This is a genomic window from Paenibacillus sp. NPDC058177 (assembly GCF_042883835.1).
Taxonomy (GTDB): domain Bacteria; phylum Bacillota; class Bacilli; order Paenibacillales; family Paenibacillaceae; genus Paenibacillus_AQ; species Paenibacillus_AQ agri.
In genome coordinates this window covers 39,131-57,142 of the sequence record NZ_JBHVVB010000007.1, presented here as the reverse complement: position 1 = coordinate 57,142, position 18,012 = coordinate 39,131, and the positions used below count along the sequence as shown (strand labels likewise).

Below are 18,012 nucleotides of genomic sequence, written 5' to 3'. Positions count from 1 at the left end.
GGCCAGCTTTAGTTATTGCGGGCCTCAGCGGCATGCTTCCCGGCTGTATAGCCCGTTGAGAACGCAGCAGTAATATTATAGCCGCCTGTATAACCGTGGATATCCAGTACTTCGCCGCAGAAGAACAAGCCCGGCATTACCCGGGATTCCATCGTTTTGGGTTCAATCTCCTTCAGATTGACGCCGCCTCCGGTCACGAAGGCTTCCTCTATGGAACGAGTGCCATGTACCAAGATTGGCACCCGTTTTAGGAGGGAGGCCAATGACAGCAGGCCATTCTTAGGCAGGCTGTGGCCGGTAATATCCTCATCCAGTCCCGCTTTGGACAGCAGCAGCGGAATCATGCGCTCAGGCAGTAATCCCTTGAGCGAATTGCGGATCGCTTTTTTCGGCTCTTGTTCCAGCTTGTCCTGAATCAGAGATTCCAGTTCCTGCGGGTGAAGATCCGGGAACAGATCGATGGACAATTCCACCGCATCCACCCCGAATTTGTTCTTCACCTGGCGCAGAAACTGGCTGCAGCGCAGGGCAATGGGGCCGGACAGACCAAAATGGGTGAAGATCATATCCCCGCGATGGGCGATAACCTTCTTCCCTTTGGGATTCCAGACCGTCAGGTTTACATCACGCAGGGACAAGCCCTGTAGGTCACCGGATTTGATCCATTCCTCCCGTGAGAGGATCGGCACCTCTGTCGGAAATAGCTCCGTAATGGTGTGTCCGGCTGCTATAGCCCAGGGATATCCGTCCCCGGTGGAACCTGTCTGGGGCACGGACTTACCGCCGGTAGCGACGATCACAGCTGAAGAATGATGCACTGCGCCGGACATCAGACGGACGCCTTTAACCGTCCCGTTCTCATATAGCACCTCACGAACCGGGCTGTCGGTCAGGATCTGTACACCGAGGCTCTTGACCTTGCTGATTAGCGCCGAGACAACGCTTGAAGCTTTATCGGAAACGGGGAACATTCGCCCGTTGTCTTCTTCTTTTAAAGGAATGCCAAGGCCTTCAAAGAAAGCGATGATATCCCGGTTGTTAAAATGATCGAAGGCGCTGTACAGAAAACGTCCGTTACCCGGAATATGGGCGATCAGATCAGCATTCTCCTTAATATTGGTCACGTTGCAGCGCCCACCGCCTGAAATACCAAGCTTTCGGCCCAGTTTGGAGCCTTTATCAACCAGCAGGACGGATGCTCCGTGCTCGGCTGCAGCCACGCTGGCCATCAGCCCGGAAGAGCCGCCACCAATCACTATTACATCGTAGTTACGCATGAATTTACTCCTTTACATGTCAAAGCAGAGGTTGTGTCTACCGTTCTTCTATCGGCATCATACCATTTTCGACTCTGAAGTCACAGTCCTGACATCATTTGTCGATTTACAATTGTCAGAAAAGCGCGGGTATGCTTTAATCTAAGGGTGAAGGATTATTTGTCCAACTTGGGGAGTGATTTCAATTACTGGTGCGGTTAAGGATATTTTATTGCAAATATCGGCTGCGAGCTCCTTTTTGTTTCTCTTTCAATGGTGGCTGGATCAGAACCATTGCAAACGCAGGAACAGCAAATTGGATAACCAGTCCTTTTTGATGATAGCATGTGCGCTGAGTGTTACGCTATGCTCGTTAATGTCCACGTCCTTATTCGGAATTACCTATCTCAATCTAGGAATTTTACCAGCCTTTATTGGTATATTATACGGCAGCTTCCGTTCAGGATTTTGTCTGTCCCTCATATTCCTCTTCTGCAACATTCTCTTCTCCAAGACGGAAGGTCTGAGTACGCTATTGCTGAATTCGTCTGTATTGCTCTACCCGTTGTTGTTTGGTATGTCCAACCGTTTTAAGAAGGGTACGGTCGTAGAGAAAATCGGCCTGCTCTGGATGGTGCTGCTCCCAAGCATGTTATTCGTGGCACTAGTACCGATTTTGGGCGGACAAGACAAATATGAGCGGCACTTTGGCAATTCAGGAGATGCTATGGAAGCGCTTATTCTTACCCTATATGTGTTTATTGCCATCGTTCTTGGGGCGGTATTCATTTATTTTGTAGAAGTGACTTGGGGGAGAGTTCATCTCAAAGAACGAATGAAGGATTTCACCGAAAAGTTTCAGTGGGAATCGGAGAAGCTTCAGCAGATTACCGACATCATGCCGCTCAGCATTATGTCGCTGGATGAGAATGGAGCGATCACGGGGATCAACGATTATATGCTGGAACTGATCCGCAGCCATTATCCTAATGTCACTAAAGTCGATATTATGTCGCAACCTGTCTGTCGTTTGTTCAGGGAGGATGTAGACGAAGAGATTTTCACACGCATGCGTGCCAGCATCAGGACCAAAGAGCGTTCCAGTGAGAAAGTCATTCATAAAGCAAGGGTGTATCACATATTCATAGCCCCACTCCCTCCCCGGATGCCGGGACTGTCCGGCGGATCCCTGCTGATCGTCCAGGATTTGACCGAGGAAGAGAAAATGCGGAGTGAACTGGACAATGTAGAGCGGCTTACCCTGGTAGGTCAAATGGCAGCGGGCATCACCCATGAAATCCGCAATCCCATGGCAGTGGTGCGTGGTTTTCTCCAGCTTATGAGGGAGAAGAGCGGACCAGATCTAGAATCCTATTATCATATCGTGATGGAGGAGTTGGACCGTGCTAACAGTATCATCAATGACTTTCTGTCGCTTGCCCAGAGTCGTATTTCGCACAAGGAGAATGTCCTCCTGCATGAAATTATTGATGATCTCAGTCCCTTGCTATGGGCAGATGCCAATCTGCGTGGGCAAAGCGTTGAAGTGAAGCTGAGTTCCTCACTGCCTTCGCTGGATTTGAATGTCCGGGAGATCAAGCAATTGATCCTCAACCTTGGTCGTAACGGGATGGAGGCCATGGGTCCCAAGGGGGTATTGACACTGGAAACGCGAACCGTGAAGGATCATGTGGAACTGATCATACGAGATACAGGGAGTGGAATTTCGGAAAGCCAGCGGGAGAAGCTGTTTGTTCCGTTTTTTACGACAAAAAGTCAGGGGACAGGTCTTGGGCTGTCGCTGTGCCTTAGCATTGTCGAGCGGCATAACGGCACGATTGCCGTCGATTCGGAGGAAGGCAAGGGAACAGTGTTTACGATATCCTTTCCTGCTGTGCACGCAGAGATGTCGGAGTATGTGATTGCAGAGACCAAGGAAGTATCTGCAAGATGAAGAGTGCCGAAGGGCCTTGTTCATCCCTTGCTTTCACAGAGTATGGATGTATAATAAAGTTAGTAAGTGCTGTTGTGATATTGTCTGACAAGCAGCTAAAGTGCAAAGGAGAGTGCTGAGAAATGTCCATGTCTTTTAGCCAATATATGAGAGATTCAATCCAGCCTATGCGTGACGATCTGACAGGCATCGGATTCGAGGAGCTGTTGACCCCAGAAGCGGTAGAAGCTGCGCTTCCAAATGCAAAGGGTACAGCGCTTGTAGTTGTTAATTCCGTATGCGGATGCGCTGCTGGCCAATGCCGTCCGGGCGTAGCCCAAGCGTTGCAAAATGAGATTGTGCCGGATCACCTGTTCACAGTATTCGCCGGTCAGGAGAAGGAAGCTACAGCCAAAGCGCGTGAGTATTTCGCTCCATATGCGCCGTCTTCGCCTTCCATCGCACTGATGAAGGATGGAGAACTGGTTCACTTCATCGAGCGTCACTCTGTTGAAGACCGTTCCGCAGCTGAAATTGCTGCTGAATTGAAGGAAGTATTCAACCGTCTCTGCCAATAAAATCATAGCTATTCCATATAATCTCGCTGCGCCGGATATTCCGGCTGCATGCGGGATTTTTCAAAATAGAAATACATACTTTCGGGCTTGATGTTCCCTCCATGTTTGGGACAGAATAGGTTTGGAAGTGTTCAGATCCCATTATTATGGTGATATGATGATGATGGAATCATTTCAGACTGATGAAACGGGGTGTAGTTTGTGAGTTTGCAGGAAGAGATTATCGCCGACCTCGGTGTCAAACCAACAATTGATGCAGAGGCAGAGGTTCAGAAGCGAGTCGATTTTCTAAAAAAATACGTGCTTCAAGCAGGCGCCAAAGGGCTGCTAATCGCCATTAGTGGCGGAGTAGACAGCGCGGTGGCCGCGGGTCTGTGCAAACGGGCAACGGACGAGCTGTCGGAGCAGGAAGGCAAAGAGTATGTGACTCTTGGTGTATTCCAGCCTTACGGGGAACAGGAAGATATTGACCACAGTTATGCTGTAGCCAAGGCTTTTGACTTGAAGCATACAGTAGAGACTAATATCGAGGAAGCCGTGAACGAAATCGCTCTTGAAGTAGAGCACGGCATGAAGGCACTTGGTGATCACCGTCATATGACCCATCAGGGTAAGGGGAACGTGAAGGCCAGAACACGGATGGTGATGCAATACGCACTTTCCTTTGAGAAGAATCTGCTTGTAGTTGGCACGGATCATGCTTCCGAGGCGATTACCGGGTTCTATACCAAATGGGGTGACGGGGCTGTCGATATTACACCTCTCTCTACCCTGAACAAACGTCAGGTGCGGCAAGTGGCTGGCTATATCGGTGTGCCAGAAGAAGTAGTCACTAAAGCGCCTACGGCCGGACTTTGGCCTGGACAGACGGACGAGACGGAGCTTGGCATTAGCTATGATGATAACAGCGATTATCTGGAAGGCAAGCAGGTTCGTCCTGAAGTCGCAGAGAAGCTGGAGAGCTACTACCGTAGAACAGCGCACAAGCGTAATGTCATTCCGGGTATTTAATAAAGCAAAAGCATACCTGATCTCGGGAACCGCCGCGGGCATCTCTGTGAAACAGCGCAGAGTCCGCGGCGGTTCTTGGCGTTTTGTGGGGGGAGCTGGGAGCGTACAGCATAAAGGGGCAACTGCGATCCGTCCGGCAGAGTAAGGGGAAGCGATAGTTATTTTCCAGGCAGGCTAGCAAGTGTACGGTCTATAAAAGCTTCAGAGACCGCAATAGCCTGCTCCAGTTGTGGGGTGGTTCCTGCAAAAGGATGTACGGTTCCAAAGGTATGATTTCCTTCCGGAATTTGTACCCAGTCGATATCCGGACGGATCTCGGTCAACTCTGCTGAACCGCGCCGCAAATGCTCGCCATCACGTGTGCCCTGAATCAAGACAGTGGGAAAAGTAGCTTCCTTCATCCGCTTTAGGATATGATACCGCTCTTGGTGCTGCTTGAGATCTTCCAGAAGCACTGCATCCAGTGGCATTTGCTGGCCTGTGCGGCCATTAAGGATATAAGCCCGGCCTTGCTGTAGCATATCTCGTTTCTGATCCGGCGAGTACAAATGCTCAGGATGGGTCACTCCATTCCAGGAGATGACTCCTGTGACTCCTTCCGGATGATCCAACGCGTATAACAGTGCGTCTGCCCCGCCCCGGCTATGTCCCAGGAGAAAGACGGGCAGGCTGCCCAAATCAGGGTGCTGGTTCAGATAAGAGAGTAGAATCTCCATGTCTTTGAGCTCGCGGCTGAAGGTGTTGCGCGCAAATTTATCGAGTTCGGTAAAATTGTGCAAATCTTCTCCAATCCCTGAATGTGAGAAGTTGAAGGTGACGACTTCATGCTCGCGGCTGAGTGCATTGGCGAGATAGGGGAACATTCCCCAATCCTTGAACCCTTTGTAACCGTGAATAATGATAACGAGGCTCTTCGGTGTGTCGTGGGCAGGAAAGCGAGAGCAACGGAGCAGGGCATCATTTCCGGCTGGAATTTCGAAGCTGCGATTCATAGGGCGGTCCCTCTTTTCTATACAGAGTGGCGTTTATCGTAAGGCGGTTATAGTCAATGGACAGGTGCAGAATAGACTTCCGCCCGATTTTCTTTTAAGATACAGAAGGGTTTAGTATAGGCAGTAAAATTAGGTTCACTTCTATTATATCGGTATATGTTCAACAAAGGTTCTACAAGAAGTTCTTACCATTAATAATACCATTAAATGAAGCAATCGGGGATACACGTCTACAAGGAGCGTGAAATATTGATATACGGTATCGGACATGATCTTCTGGAGATTGAGCGAATCACGGCAATGATGCAAAAGGGTATAGGTGCGAAGTTGTTACAGCGGATCTTGACGGAGAAGGAGCGGCTTCTGGCGAAGGGGCGGGGCGGCAAGGCTGGGGAATTTGCAGCCGGTCGCTTCGCAGCCAAGGAAGCTGTCGTTAAGGCTCTGGGCTGCGGAATCGGCAGTCAGGTGGGTTTTCAGGATATCGAGATCCTGCCGGACGGGCTGGGCAAGCCGGTGGTTACACTATCTGCGGAGGCCTGGGCAAGACTAGCCTTGCCGGAAGGCACGGGCTACACTATACATCTGACGATCACCCATACCCGTGAATTGGCCTCGGCTTTTGCGGTAGTGGAGTCTCCATAAGAGGACTATGAATACACAAGAATAAGGGGAATAGAAGATGATACAGCAAGAGCAACAACAGCAGGAGGCTAAGGTGTTTTTCAGCCGCCATTTGCTGGAGTGGTATCAGAGGGAAAAACGGGATCTGCCGTGGCGTCGTCACCGCAATCCGTATTATATCTGGATTTCTGAGATCATGCTGCAGCAGACGCGGGTCGATACGGTGATTCCTTATTTCCACCGTTTTATTGAACGGTTTCCGACGGTGGAATCGCTAGCCGATGCGCCCGAAGAAGATGTGCTGAAATGCTGGGAAGGGCTCGGTTATTATTCCCGTGCCCGCAATATCCAGCATGCGGCCAAGCAGGTGAAAGAGCTTTATGGCGGACAGGTGCCAGACGACCGCGATGCGGTGTTCGGACTGAAGGGTGTGGGCCCTTATACTGCAGGGGCTATTCTCAGTATTGCCTTTAACCGGCCGGAGCCGGCTGTCGACGGCAATGTTATGCGTGTATTGTCCCGTTATTTTCTGATTCGGGATGATATTGCCAAAGGACCCACTCGGGTGAAAATGGAGGGACTGGTCAGAGAGCTGATTCCGGAAGGAGAAGCCTCTAGCTTCAACCAGGCGCTCATGGAGCTGGGCGCACTGGTCTGCACCCCGAAATCCCCGCGCTGCCTTACCTGCCCGGTGATGGAACATTGCGCCGGGCGTCTCGCGGGCTGCGAGACCGAGCTGCCCGTGAAGACCAAGGCCAAGCCGCCGCGCCCGGAAGAGCGGCTGGCGGCTCTGGTGGAGGGCCGCGGTGCCCACGCGGGCCGGGTGCTCATCCGGCAGCGGCCATCCAGCGGGCTTCTCGCCCGCATGTGGGAGCTGCCGCACTGGCCTGCGCCGCCTGCGGAGGGCGGCGCACCCCGCACGCCGCTGCCGGAGGCCGCGGCGCAGGACCGGCTGCGCCGGTCCCTGCAGTCGGCCGGGATCTCAGCCCGGCCGGAAGGGCACTGGATGGCTGCGGAACATGTGTTCAGCCATATCGTCTGGACCCTGCAGGTGTACCGCTGCAGGGAGGAAGAGGCCCTGCAGCTCGCCGCAGAGGGCAGGGCGGTGTACGGCGCCGCAGCTGCAGCAGCCGCTGCGGGTGGTGCGCTGCTGCCGGATGGCAGCGCACCTGTGGAGCTGTTTGACGACGGCAGCGGCGATCCCGCTGACCGGGGGGCAGTCCGCTGGATCAACCGTGCGGACATGGCGAATTATGCTTTTCCGAACGTGTTCCTGAAGCTGCTTAACAGCTATTTTGATGAGCAGGAGCAGGCGGGACAAGAGTAGTGATAGGCAGGATATAAAGATGCCTGACCCTGCTTACCAAGTCAGGTCGAGAAGTTTAGCCGCTCAAATGCGAACAGCCCGATCCGTCTCGACCTGGCCGCCTATTCACTCAGCCATAATGGCAACAGATCTGCCATCCGCAGCCTGTTGCCATTAGTTTGTTTGCGGATAGCACAGTATTAATTACCGAATATCAACACAAAGAAGGTATCTCCCTGGCCCTGAAGCCGAAGGAGATACCTTCTTTTGCTGTTTATATAGTAGAAAACGGATGCTGCCGTTCAAAAGGCAGCGAAGTCAAAGCGTCTTACTTAGCGCTTTCGTAGCGTTTGCCAACTTCTTCCCAGTTAACTACGTTCCAGAACGCTTTGATATAATCTGGGCGTTTGTTTTGGTAGTTCAGGTAGTAAGCATGCTCCCATACATCCAGACCGAGGATTGGAGTTGCACCTTCGCTGATCGGGTTGTCTTGGTTAGGCGTGCTTGTAACTGCCAGCTTGCCGTCTTTTACAACAAGCCAAGCCCAGCCGCTGCCGAAGCGAGTAGTTGCTGCCGCTGCGAAATCTTCTTTGAACTTGTCGAAACCGCCAAGCTCGCTGTCGATTGCGGAAGCTAGTGCGCCAGTTGGAGCGCCGCCGCCGTTTGGTCCGATAACTTCCCAGAACAAAGTATGGTTAGCATGTCCGCCGCCATTGTTGCGAACAGCAGTACGGATGCCTTCAGGAATAGCGTTCAGGTCGGTCAGAAGCTCTTCGATGCTTTTGCCTTCCAGTTCAGGTGCCTTTTCCAAAGCAGCGTTCAGGTTCGTCACATAAGTGTTATGGTGCCGGTCGTGGTGAATCTCCATCGTCAAAGCGTCGATGTGTGGTTCGAGTGCGTTGTTCGCGTAAGGAAGTGCCGGTAATTGAAATGCCATGGAAAAATCCCTCCTGATATTAGTTGTTTTTTTATAGGTTATCCCAATATAACCTATGGGGATATGTACCCGTCTAACTACTATCATTAAACAGCATCTGGAACAATAATGCAATACTAAATAAACAAAAATGTTTACAAAGTATCCGCGTTTGAACATCCCATTTTTCAATTGTAAACGCTGTGTCAAAGGAATAGGATTCCGCAGTGATGCGCTCTTTATTCATGATTTATTTCCTTAATAAAGAAGTAATGTAAACTAATACTTTGTAAACGCTTCAAATCAAGCGCTTTCAAAAGAAAAGTGATGATATAGCGAGAAATATGTGCTTTAATAGATTTAAAAGCAGGTATTCCTCGGTTTTTGTTGCTTTTTTCGTCTCCACACTGTTATGGGAACTCCTTCTTTTTGTAAAATCATAAGCCATAGAAAAGGGAGATTTTAAAGAATGCACGTTCGTTCCTTTCAATTAAGCGACGTAAGCCCAGTAACTGAACTGCTGCAGACCGCGCTATCGGATGAGTGTTTTGAGAACACCATTGAGCCTTTCTCCAGACAGCTTTCATGGGATTCCGATCTCATTGTAGTTGCTGAAGACGAAGGAGAGATTGTGGGCGCTCTTATTGGCACGATCGAGAAGAATCACGGCTGTTATTTCCGTATAGCTGTACATCCCGATTATCGCCGTAGAGGAGTCGGCAGAAGTTTGGTAACGGCTATGGAGCACCGGTTTCAGGCACGCAAAGTCAGCGGTATTTTTGTAGCTGTAGACGAGCATAATTCGTTTGCGTTGCCATTGTATGAAGCTATGGGCTATGGTGAGAATCAAATCTTCAAATCCGTACGGAAGCTGAGTATTGTCGGTTAATCGGCTTGATTTCGGCTACTACGTAAGCGGAAACATTTTCCTAGAATAGAGAACGATAGTTGTTTCATTATACTGAAGCATATCTTCGAGGGTCCTTTGCAAAGGACTGGGAGATATGCTTTTCTATTGTTATAATGGTCTGAAGGCGCGAATGATTACGAATGTTGCCGGACCCTGGTACCAAGGACTTTGTCGATAATTGGGGACAGCAGCTCCCTTTTTAAAAATAGATCAAAGGAGGATGCGGATATGCACAAAATGCCGGAAACCTCATATGCCCCACCGCCCTCCAAGTGGGAAGAGCTTAAGGCAGAGATCAAGGAGGCCGCGTCATCACTTGGAATTGACGATGTGGGGTTCACCACCGCAGAGCCTTTTCTCTACTTGAAAAATATACTTCAGCAGCACCGGGAGAAGGGTTTCGAGTCCGGGTTCGAAGAGCCTGATCTTGATAAAAGAACGATTCCGGCACTGCAATCTGGCGATAAGCCGGAATCGATTATTTCCATTTCAGTTGCGTATCCTTCCAAAATGGAGAACCCGCCAAAGTCGGAGCCGGGTGCTCGCCGGGGTATCCTGGCCCGCGCCTCTTGGGGACAAGATTACCACCACGTGCTGCGAGAGGCGCTGGCGAACCTCGAAGAGTTCATCCGCGAGCGGGTACCGAATGCTGTGATGGACAGTATGGTCGATACCGGTGTGCTGGTGGATCGCGCGGTGGCGGAGCGCGCCGGGATTGGTTTCAGCGGAAAAAACTGTTCGATTATCTCGCCCAAGTGGGGGTCGTGGATTTTTCTTGGAGAAATGGTCACGAATATTCCCTTCCCTCCAGATGAACCGGTACAGGAAGGGTGCGGGGAATGCACCAAATGTATTGATGCTTGTCCTACTGGAGCGCTTGTTGGCCCTGGCCAGCTCAACGCACAGGCCTGCATTTCTTTTCTGACACAAACCAAGGGCTTCCTGAGCGATGACTACATGACCAAGATTGGAAACCGGCTGTACGGCTGTGATACGTGCCAGATCGTCTGTCCGAAAAACCGCGGCAAGAACTGGAACCACCGTCCGCAGCTCCAGCCCGATCCTGAGGTCGTTAAACCGCTGCTCATGCCGATTCTGGATCTCAGCAACAGAGAGTTCAAGGAGAAATTCGGCAGTAGCTCAGCGGCGTGGCGGGGCAAGAAGCCGATGCAGCGCAACGCGATCATCGCGCTAGGGAACTTCAAGGAGACCGCAGCTGTTCCGAAGCTGTGTGAGATTCTGCTGCGGGAGCCGCGGCCGGAGATGCGCGGAACCGCCGCTTGGGCGCTGTCGCGCATTGGCGGGGAAGAGGCGCTGGCGGCTGTGAATCAGGCGCTGGAGACTGAGCAGCATGAGACGGTGCTTGAGATGCTGGGCCGGGCCCAGGAGAAGCTGCAGGGTGGACTGGAACAACGTGAAGATGAGACGTAAATATGGATTTTTCCAATTGCTGTCCACTTGTTGAAATGCTATGATATACTCGCGTGCCTAGTGGCGTAGACAAAAGCAATAGAGGTGGACTTGGGATGAGTGTTGCATTACCAATTATTACGTTAGTCGTAGGTCTGATCGGTGGATTCTTCATCGGTGTATACTATCTGCGCAGACAAATGACAACGATGCAGAATGATCCGGAAATGTTGCAAAAGGTAGCCAAACAAATGGGGTACAATCTGAACAGCAAGCAAATGCAGCGGGCTCAGCAGATGATGAAGGGCAATAACCCGCAGGCGGGACGTCCTGCTCCTGGCAGAGGCGGAAATCGCAAGGGCAGATAACCGTAGTCCGGTATAGATAGATTTTCGCGCGGGTGCGGAAGGGAGAGGTTGTGCATGGGGGGCATCAAGGACTACGTAAACAGCAATGTATCGAAACACCGTGAGCAAATAGAGTATCACGTTGAAAAAATATTGGAATTAATCGGGGAAGATACGGCCCGTGAGGGTTTGCTGGAAACCCCGGCGCGTGTTACACGGATGTATGAGGAGATCTTCGGCGGATACTCAGTGGATCCCCGTGAGGCGCTCGGCGTTAGCTTTGACGAGTCACATGAAGAACTCGTCATCGTCAAAGATATCGTCTACTACAGCCAGTGTGAGCATCACATGGCCCCTTTCTTCGGTAAAGTGCATATCGGATATGTGCCGAGCGGGAGAATAGCAGGACTTAGCAAGCTGGCCCGGCTCGTTGAAGCCGTGAGCCGCCGCTTGCAGGTGCAGGAACGCATTACAGCACAGATCGCGGACATTATGACCGAGGTGCTAAATCCCCACGGCGTGATGGTTGTGGTGGAGGGTGAACATTTGTGCATGTGTGCCCGCGGCGTGAAGAAGCCGGGAAGCAAGACGGTAACGATGGCAACACGGGGAACCTTCCGTGAGGATGCCGCAGCCCGTGCTGAGTTTCTGGCTTTGATCAAGGAATAATACAGCGATCAAAAAAGGACCTACCAGCCATTTCGATGGCGGGCAGGTCCTTTTTTGATCGCTGGCGTGCCTAGAGGTACGTACTATCTAGGTGGTGAAGGTGTTGTCAGTGGATGCCAAGATAGCAGTTGGGTGCTTAAAGGCACGCATTTTCTTGCTATATATTATGAACTTGAAAATCTAACGTTTTGCTGGGGCGGTTTGGGCTTCTGGGGCTGCTGAGCTATCTTGCGTAATCCTCCGTAGCCGATCATTTATAATTCAGTGATAGAGATGCATTAACTTCTAAGAAATTGAGGAGTAACAGCAACCGCAGTCCAATAGTGATTCCGTCAGTAGCGGCGAGCGAACGCGGAACAGCCTAAACCAGGGGGCTTGCCTCCCCGAGCCGTCATTCAAGGTTATGCGGGGTATGAATAGCGGGAAAATATACCGTTAATTATTTGATCTCGCCTGTTTTCCCATTCATAACTGGAATTTCTCCCGTTAAAACCTCTTTTTATTCATAACACCCTAATTATGAGGGGATTAACAGGAGTTTTTCCAGTTATCTTTAGAAAAGAAGGGGATTGAATCAAAATAACAGGAGCTATTCCTGTTATTCCTATACCCTGTAGTAGGCTCCAAGTCTTGGTGCATAACTTATTTTACGCCATCGGAGAGAGTGAAGCTTCATGTGAAGAAATCTAGCAGGTTTGAATTGAACATGGATATCTCGCTCTCCAAGACAGTTTAGGACGCAACCACCTTTATTTCTTAATAAGGTTGCCAAGCCAGCTTGCTAGCGGCATTGTAGCGCTCGGATACGTAAGGCCAGTTCACCACGTTCCACCAATCCTTGATATAGTCGTCACGCTTATTTTGGTGCTTCAGATAGTATGCATGCTCCCATACGTCCAAAGCGAGCAGCGGAATGACATCCCATTGGGACAGGTTTTGGTGCTTCTCAGCGGTTAAAATCTCCAGTCTGTGGCTACGCGGACTCCATACCAGAATCGCCCATCCACCACCTTCTACCTTGTTTGCTGCTTCACTGAACTGCTGCTTGAAGCTGTCGTAGCTACCAAAGCTTTGTTCAATGGCATCCAGTAATGGTCCGGTTGGACGCCCGCCGCCCTGTGGAGACATTTCGTTCCAGAAGATGGTGTGCAGGTAATGTCCGGCCCCGTTAAAGGCAAGCTCCCGTTCCCAATGCTTCACCAAGTCGAAATTACCGCTTTTGCGGGCTTCGGCTAGTTTGATTTCGGCATTGTTCAGGCCATCCACGTAGCTTTGATGGTGCTTGTCGTGGTGAATGCGCATAGTCTTCTCATCAATATAGGGTTCCAGCGCGTTGTATGCATAAGGGAGGGGCGGCAGACGGTGGCCGCCAATCGGAACAGCAGATAGTTCGCGGGACTCTTGTAGCAAATACGGATGATCTTGTTCTGCAAAATAGCTTTGTTCCGCTGAATAATGCTGCTGTGTTGACCGTTCCACCGAATCTGGCGAGCCGTTCTTCAGCGTATATCCGCTTTGTTCTGCTATATAGTCACTTTCCGCTGTAAAAGCCTGCTCTCTTGGCCATTCGTTCGCATCTGCTGAGTCGTTCAACGCATATCCACTTTGTTCTGCTGTATAGTCGCTTTCCGCTGAATAAAGCTGCTCTCTTGGCCGTTCATTCGAGTATGCTGAGCCGTTCAACGCATATCCACTTTGTTCTGCTGTATAGTCACTTTCCGCCACATAATCCTGTTCTGCAGACCGCTCCTCCGGATCTGCCAAGCCGCTCAGCGAATACTCGCGCATCAGTCCCCCTAGCTGCCCTGGGGTATTCAATGTCTGCAGGACGGCCAGGAAGTATTCCGATTCACGGATGATATGCAGCAGGACGATGGTTGCCAGCGGCACGGCTTTGATTGCAGCACTGCCCTCCATGATGGCATATAGCTGTCTTATAAATTCGGTAGATTGTGCGCTGGCTACACGCAGTAGCTGTTCAGTCTCGTTGATTAGGGCCCATTGATCCCCATGAGCCGGGGCAGAAAGAGCAGACTCAAGCAGATGTCTAGCAGCTTCCTCAGTAGCACCGAAGACGACAGCCCATTCATCCAGTAGTTTCACATAGGGCTGTTCCAGCTTGGGAACGATGGCCTTGATAACCTCGGTATGCTCCTTCTCCTGAGTCTTCCAAAATACGATTTCTTCCAGAATGCGTACTGGCAGCATCGGTCCGTATACATATAGCATTACCTGTTCAAACCTCCCGTGATATGACTTCACAAATACATTTATATGAGCAGAACAGGTGGCTTATGAGCTTGGTGAGGCGGCAAAAATATTAAGGAAGCAAACAGGGGATTTTAGAAAATGGGTTAGAAAAAGCTTAAAGAACAGTCTAGAGAAGAGCGGATAACAGAGTCTTAGAGAAGAACTTAGAGAAGAACTTAGAGAAGAACTTAGAGAAGAACCTTAGAGTAGAATATTGAGGAGAAGGTAGAGGAATGGTTAGAGACAAGGTGATCTGAATTAATCTGAATTAATCTGAACTGATTTGAACTGATTTGAACTGATTTGAACTGATTTGAACTGATTTGAATTGATCTACTTCTCTTGAACCTCAGAATTTGAGTATCCTGCAAAGTGGTGGTTCTATAATAATACGAGTGATTTATGGCTAGCCTCACAGAAAAGAAAAGTCTCCTACCGGTGCATTTCTGCATATCCGGAAGGAGACTTGTGTGCAATTATAGATGAATTACAGAAAATTTATATCATGACTAAAATATACTATGAAATATTAATGCTATGAAGCAGACACCTGCTTAATGCTGGAAATAATCTGATCTATGATAGTGACTAAGGTTTTACTGCGGTGGACTGCTCGATTTCCTTCGTTTCTGCCAGCTGTACATTACCCAGGAATGCAGAGACCCGGCGCAAGTATTCGCGCGGATGCTCCCGGAATAGCAATTCATGGTGGCTGCCCTCTACAATCCAGGATTCAGAGTAAGGGTTGCTCTGGTTTGCTGCAAGCTCCTCGGCAATTGGATAAGGCGCCTTGTCATCCTTGGTTCCGTGCAGGAACAGGATCGGGAATGGATAATCCTCTGATTTTACCTTGGCGTATGGAATCTGATTCAGTCCAGTTCCGTTAAGCAACGGGAACAGTAGCTCCATAATCTCCAGAGAGGGCTGGCGCGGCAGATCGATGTTCTGTTTGATATTATGGTACAGCGTGTCCGGTTCCAGCAGGAAGGTGCTATCGAGAATCATGGCATCTACATCCTTGGTGACCAGTCCTGCCTGAAGCGCGGTTCCAGCACCCATAGAGAAGCCCCAGACGACAATCTGCTGCGCGCCTTTCTCCTTAGCGAACTGGATGGCACCTAGAAGCTGCTGGGATTCTTTTTTGCCGCCTGTAGCGATATCCTTATTGATCTGTGAAGCAAAACCATAATCGAACATCACGACATTAAAATTCAGGCGATGGGCGTAATGCGCAAGATCATACATAGGTACCCAGGATTCCTCGCGATTAGCGCCATATCCATGGCTAAATACGATAGTCTTCGTAGATCCTTCAGCGGGAATGTACCAGCCTTGCATAGTGCGACTGCCGTCCAATGCCGGGAAGGTCACATCCTCATACTTGAGACCCTTGGCAATTGAAGGGTTGGAATATAGAGGGGCAACTGTTGGATTGGACAACACCCAGGCAATATAGCCATGCAGAGAGATGAAGCAGAACACGAAAAAGAAGAATACCGAAAGCAGCAATGCTACAATGATATGCTTGAAGCGAATCATGCCCAGGGACAATGGCGGCGGCGTATCAGGCTTGCGTTCTATAGGTTGGCGGGAGACCGGCGTGCCGGTGCGAGTTGTAGCCAAATCCATGATGGTCACCCTCCTAATCTTTTTGACAGATACAAGTGTGAAAAGTCTTACGTATTAGCGTCTTTCTACTTATATATATCGTATGATCATGACTTATCAAAGTCAATGAAATCAACGGTTTTGTAATGCAACTGTAAAGTGGAGCCCAGCCTTTTCCGTGTGCCGAATGTGCTGGATTTCCGCAGGGATTTGCTCTAAGATAGAATTGATTATATTTAATAATGTAACCGAGTTTCATTTGATGAAACAAAAGGGGAGATCAGGGTGGAGGACCGTAAACTGACGGTACGCGCTGTAGAACGGGCGCTTGATATATTATTGTGTTTTACGAAGGACAACGAGCTCGGGTTGACGGAGATTGCCGGGCAGATTGGTCTACATAAAAGTACGGTGCATCGGCTGTTAACAACGTTGGAGGAAAAAGGCTTCCTGACTCGCAATGCGGCGACGGAGAAATACCGTCTAGGCATTCGAGTCTGGGAGCTGTCGACGCATCTGCCAGCTTACGATGAGTCGGCAGCTCTGCTGCTGCCGGCTATGGAGCGGCTGCGCGACCGGCTGGGCGAGACCGTCAGCTTGTATCTGCGCGATGGACTGGAGCGTGTGCGCATTCAGGCTGTACAAAGCCAGCAGGCTATCCGCCGGGTGGCGCAGATTGGTGCTCGACTGCCGCTGTCGGTCGGAGCTTCCAGTAAGGTGCTGGCGGCTTATGCGCCGCCGGAGGTGCTGCAGTCGTTGCTGGAGGGCCCCGGCTGGCCCGACTATGTGGAGCGCGATGCCTATAAGCATCAGCTCCAGGACATTATGAAGCTGGGCTACGCGACGAGCTTCGAGGAGCGCGAGCCTGGCGCGGCGGCGGTAGCCGTGCCAGTGGTGGGACGCAGCGGCACTGTCGTAGCCGCGCTGTCCGTGTCCGGGCCAGTCAGCCGTCTCTCCCAGGAGACGCTGCTGGCGTATGCCGCCGTCCTCCATGAGACGGCGGCTGAGATGGGCTTGATGCTGCCGTAAGCACGGGCGGCAGCATCAAGCCCTGCGCTGCTAGCCGCGCCCTCGGAGCCTCGGAGGCGGCTGGCAGCGTGAAGCTGGCACGCTGCCCGTATAGGCACGGCCAGCACTTAAAGTTCGGGCCAGCCTTGTTGCACCGCGGCTGGCCCAGGCACTGCAATCTGCCGCGTCCGATATCCGCGGCAGGGCATGAAAAGGTTGTTCCAAGTGTTTTGGAACAACCTTTTTTCTCTTGTGAGCAAATACCTTCGGCTTGGAAAGCAGAAAGCAGGAAGCAGAAAGCAGAAAGCAGAAAGTATACAAGCCGAACAAAAGAAGTTAACCAAAACAAAGATAAGCGAACGAGGAAGTTTGGAATTGTAGGAGCAAAGCGTTCGCCCTGAAAGCTTTCCATAGGAAAGCTAGCACCGGAACATAGACTGATGACAGATTTCAACCACAAGAAGCGGTGAATTTCCCCTTCACCAATCATCTAACATTGAAAAAGAGGGGCCATCTCCCCAACTAACAGCATTTTTGTACCTTATTTTTCTTTAATATAGGGAAATAAAGCAAATAAGGGCATTATTGTATCTTATTTTCGGGAAAAGCACGCTGAACAGGGTATTCTGGAAGATTTAAGGTACAATATTGCACTTAATCTCCACTAACCCTTAGCTGCAGAGGATTTAAGGTGCAAAAATGCCGTTAATTACACTGCGATCCTTTTTATATGTGTTCTTAATTAAGGTGCAGAAATGTCGTTATTTTCGAACCACGAGCTACAGTCCACTAACCATGATCCACGAATTACGGAACCACGAGCTACGGTCCACTAACCACGATCCACGAACTATGGAACAACATAACCATATAACCACATAAGCACAGAACCACGGAACCACGAGCTGCGGTCCACTAGCCACGATCCACGAACTATGGAACAAAATAACCATATAATCACATAACCACAGAAGCACATAACCACGGAACCACGAGTTACGGTCCACTAGCCACAATCCACGAACTATGGAATCACATAACCACGGAGCCACGAGCACGGTCTACTAACCAAGATCCATGAACTACGAACGACGGAACCCCAACCCCAACCCCAACCCCAACCCCAACCCCAACCCCAACCCCAACCCCAACCCCAACCCCAACCCCAACCCCAACCCCAACCCCAACCCCAACCCC

At 50.5% G+C, this 18,012-nt stretch carries 14 protein-coding genes and 1 pseudogene; 10 read left to right on the top strand and 5 right to left on the bottom strand.

Translation table 11 applies throughout. The features are described from left to right. Window positions 1-8: 8 nt before the first annotated feature. Window positions 9-1,277, bottom strand: a complete 1,269-nt coding sequence (locus ACFVU8_RS23795) for a BaiN/RdsA family NAD(P)/FAD-dependent oxidoreductase (protein WP_387430586.1) — start codon at window positions 1,275-1,277, stop codon at window positions 9-11. A gap of 175 nt (window positions 1,278-1,452) precedes the next feature. On the opposite strand from ACFVU8_RS23795, the gene ACFVU8_RS23790 reads away from it, so the two are divergent. From ACFVU8_RS23790 to nadE, 3 genes are all read left to right on the top strand, one after another. Next, window positions 1,453-3,210: a two-component system sensor histidine kinase NtrB gene (locus tag ACFVU8_RS23790; RefSeq protein WP_387430584.1), complete on the top strand. Its 1,758-nt coding sequence runs from the start codon at window positions 1,453-1,455 to the stop codon at window positions 3,208-3,210. A gap of 122 nt (window positions 3,211-3,332) precedes the next feature. After that, complete coding sequence (locus tag ACFVU8_RS23785) at window positions 3,333-3,767, top strand: BrxA/BrxB family bacilliredoxin (RefSeq protein ID WP_066374486.1); 435 nt, start codon at window positions 3,333-3,335, stop codon at window positions 3,765-3,767. Window positions 3,768-3,968: 201 nt separating this feature from the next. Continuing rightward, window positions 3,969-4,778, top strand: coding sequence for an ammonia-dependent NAD(+) synthetase (gene nadE / locus ACFVU8_RS23780; protein ID WP_387430582.1), 810 nt, complete (start codon window positions 3,969-3,971; stop codon window positions 4,776-4,778). Window positions 4,779-4,936: 158 nt separating this feature from the next. Here nadE and ACFVU8_RS23775 read toward each other — a convergent pair whose 3' ends face one another. After that, entirely contained in the window at window positions 4,937-5,770 is an 834-nt protein-coding gene (locus ACFVU8_RS23775; protein ID WP_387430580.1) for an alpha/beta fold hydrolase, read from the bottom strand. Window positions 5,771-6,019: 249 nt separating this feature from the next. Here ACFVU8_RS23775 and acpS point away from each other — a divergent pair, with 249 nt between their 5' ends. Both acpS and mutY read left to right on the top strand, forming a co-directional pair. Beyond that, window positions 6,020-6,412, top strand: a complete 393-nt coding sequence (acpS, locus tag ACFVU8_RS23770) for a holo-ACP synthase (RefSeq protein ID WP_379468402.1) — start codon at window positions 6,020-6,022, stop codon at window positions 6,410-6,412. A gap of 37 nt (window positions 6,413-6,449) precedes the next feature. Next, window positions 6,450-7,718 carry an A/G-specific adenine glycosylase gene (mutY, locus tag ACFVU8_RS23765; RefSeq protein WP_387430578.1) on the top strand — a complete coding sequence of 423 codons (1,269 nt, stop codon included), beginning with the start codon at window positions 6,450-6,452 and terminating at the stop codon, window positions 7,716-7,718. Window positions 7,719-8,025: 307 nt separating this feature from the next. Here the strand turns inward: mutY and ACFVU8_RS23760 are convergent, their stop codons facing one another. Continuing rightward, window positions 8,026-8,634, bottom strand: coding sequence for a superoxide dismutase (locus ACFVU8_RS23760; RefSeq protein WP_175372152.1), 609 nt, complete (start codon window positions 8,632-8,634; stop codon window positions 8,026-8,028). A 448-nt stretch (window positions 8,635-9,082) separates the two neighbouring features. Here ACFVU8_RS23760 and ACFVU8_RS23755 point away from each other — a divergent pair, with 448 nt between their 5' ends. From ACFVU8_RS23755 to folE, 4 genes and pseudogenes are all read left to right on the top strand, one after another. Next, window positions 9,083-9,502: a GNAT family N-acetyltransferase gene (locus ACFVU8_RS23755; RefSeq protein ID WP_066374477.1), complete on the top strand. Its 420-nt coding sequence runs from the start codon at window positions 9,083-9,085 to the stop codon at window positions 9,500-9,502. Window positions 9,503-9,760: 258 nt separating this feature from the next. After that, window positions 9,761-10,933 (top strand): annotated as a pseudogene (gene queG / locus ACFVU8_RS23750) (tRNA epoxyqueuosine(34) reductase QueG); the annotation flags it as partial. 116 nt (window positions 10,934-11,049) lie between these two features. Continuing rightward, window positions 11,050-11,301, top strand: a complete 252-nt coding sequence (locus tag ACFVU8_RS23745) for a YneF family protein (protein ID WP_379468397.1) — start codon at window positions 11,050-11,052, stop codon at window positions 11,299-11,301. 54 nt (window positions 11,302-11,355) lie between these two features. After that, window positions 11,356-11,949, top strand: coding sequence for a GTP cyclohydrolase I FolE (folE, locus tag ACFVU8_RS23740; protein WP_066374474.1), 594 nt, complete (start codon window positions 11,356-11,358; stop codon window positions 11,947-11,949). Between the two features lie 756 nt (window positions 11,950-12,705). On the opposite strand, the gene ACFVU8_RS23735 is transcribed toward folE, so the two are convergent. Beyond that, the gene (locus ACFVU8_RS23735) at window positions 12,706-14,178 is read right to left on the bottom strand and encodes a Fe-Mn family superoxide dismutase (RefSeq protein ID WP_387430576.1); all 1,473 of its coding nucleotides are present in this window, start codon (window positions 14,176-14,178) and stop codon (window positions 12,706-12,708) included. Between the two features lie 609 nt (window positions 14,179-14,787). Further along, window positions 14,788-15,828: an alpha/beta hydrolase gene (locus ACFVU8_RS23730; protein ID WP_379468393.1), complete on the bottom strand. Its 1,041-nt coding sequence runs from the start codon at window positions 15,826-15,828 to the stop codon at window positions 14,788-14,790. Between the two features lie 264 nt (window positions 15,829-16,092). Between ACFVU8_RS23730 and ACFVU8_RS23725 the strand changes: the two genes are divergently transcribed. Continuing rightward, window positions 16,093-16,836 (top strand): IclR family transcriptional regulator, encoded by a 744-nt coding sequence (locus ACFVU8_RS23725; protein ID WP_379468391.1) that lies wholly within the window; start codon window positions 16,093-16,095, stop codon window positions 16,834-16,836. The last annotated feature ends 1,176 nt before the right edge of the window (window positions 16,837-18,012 follow it).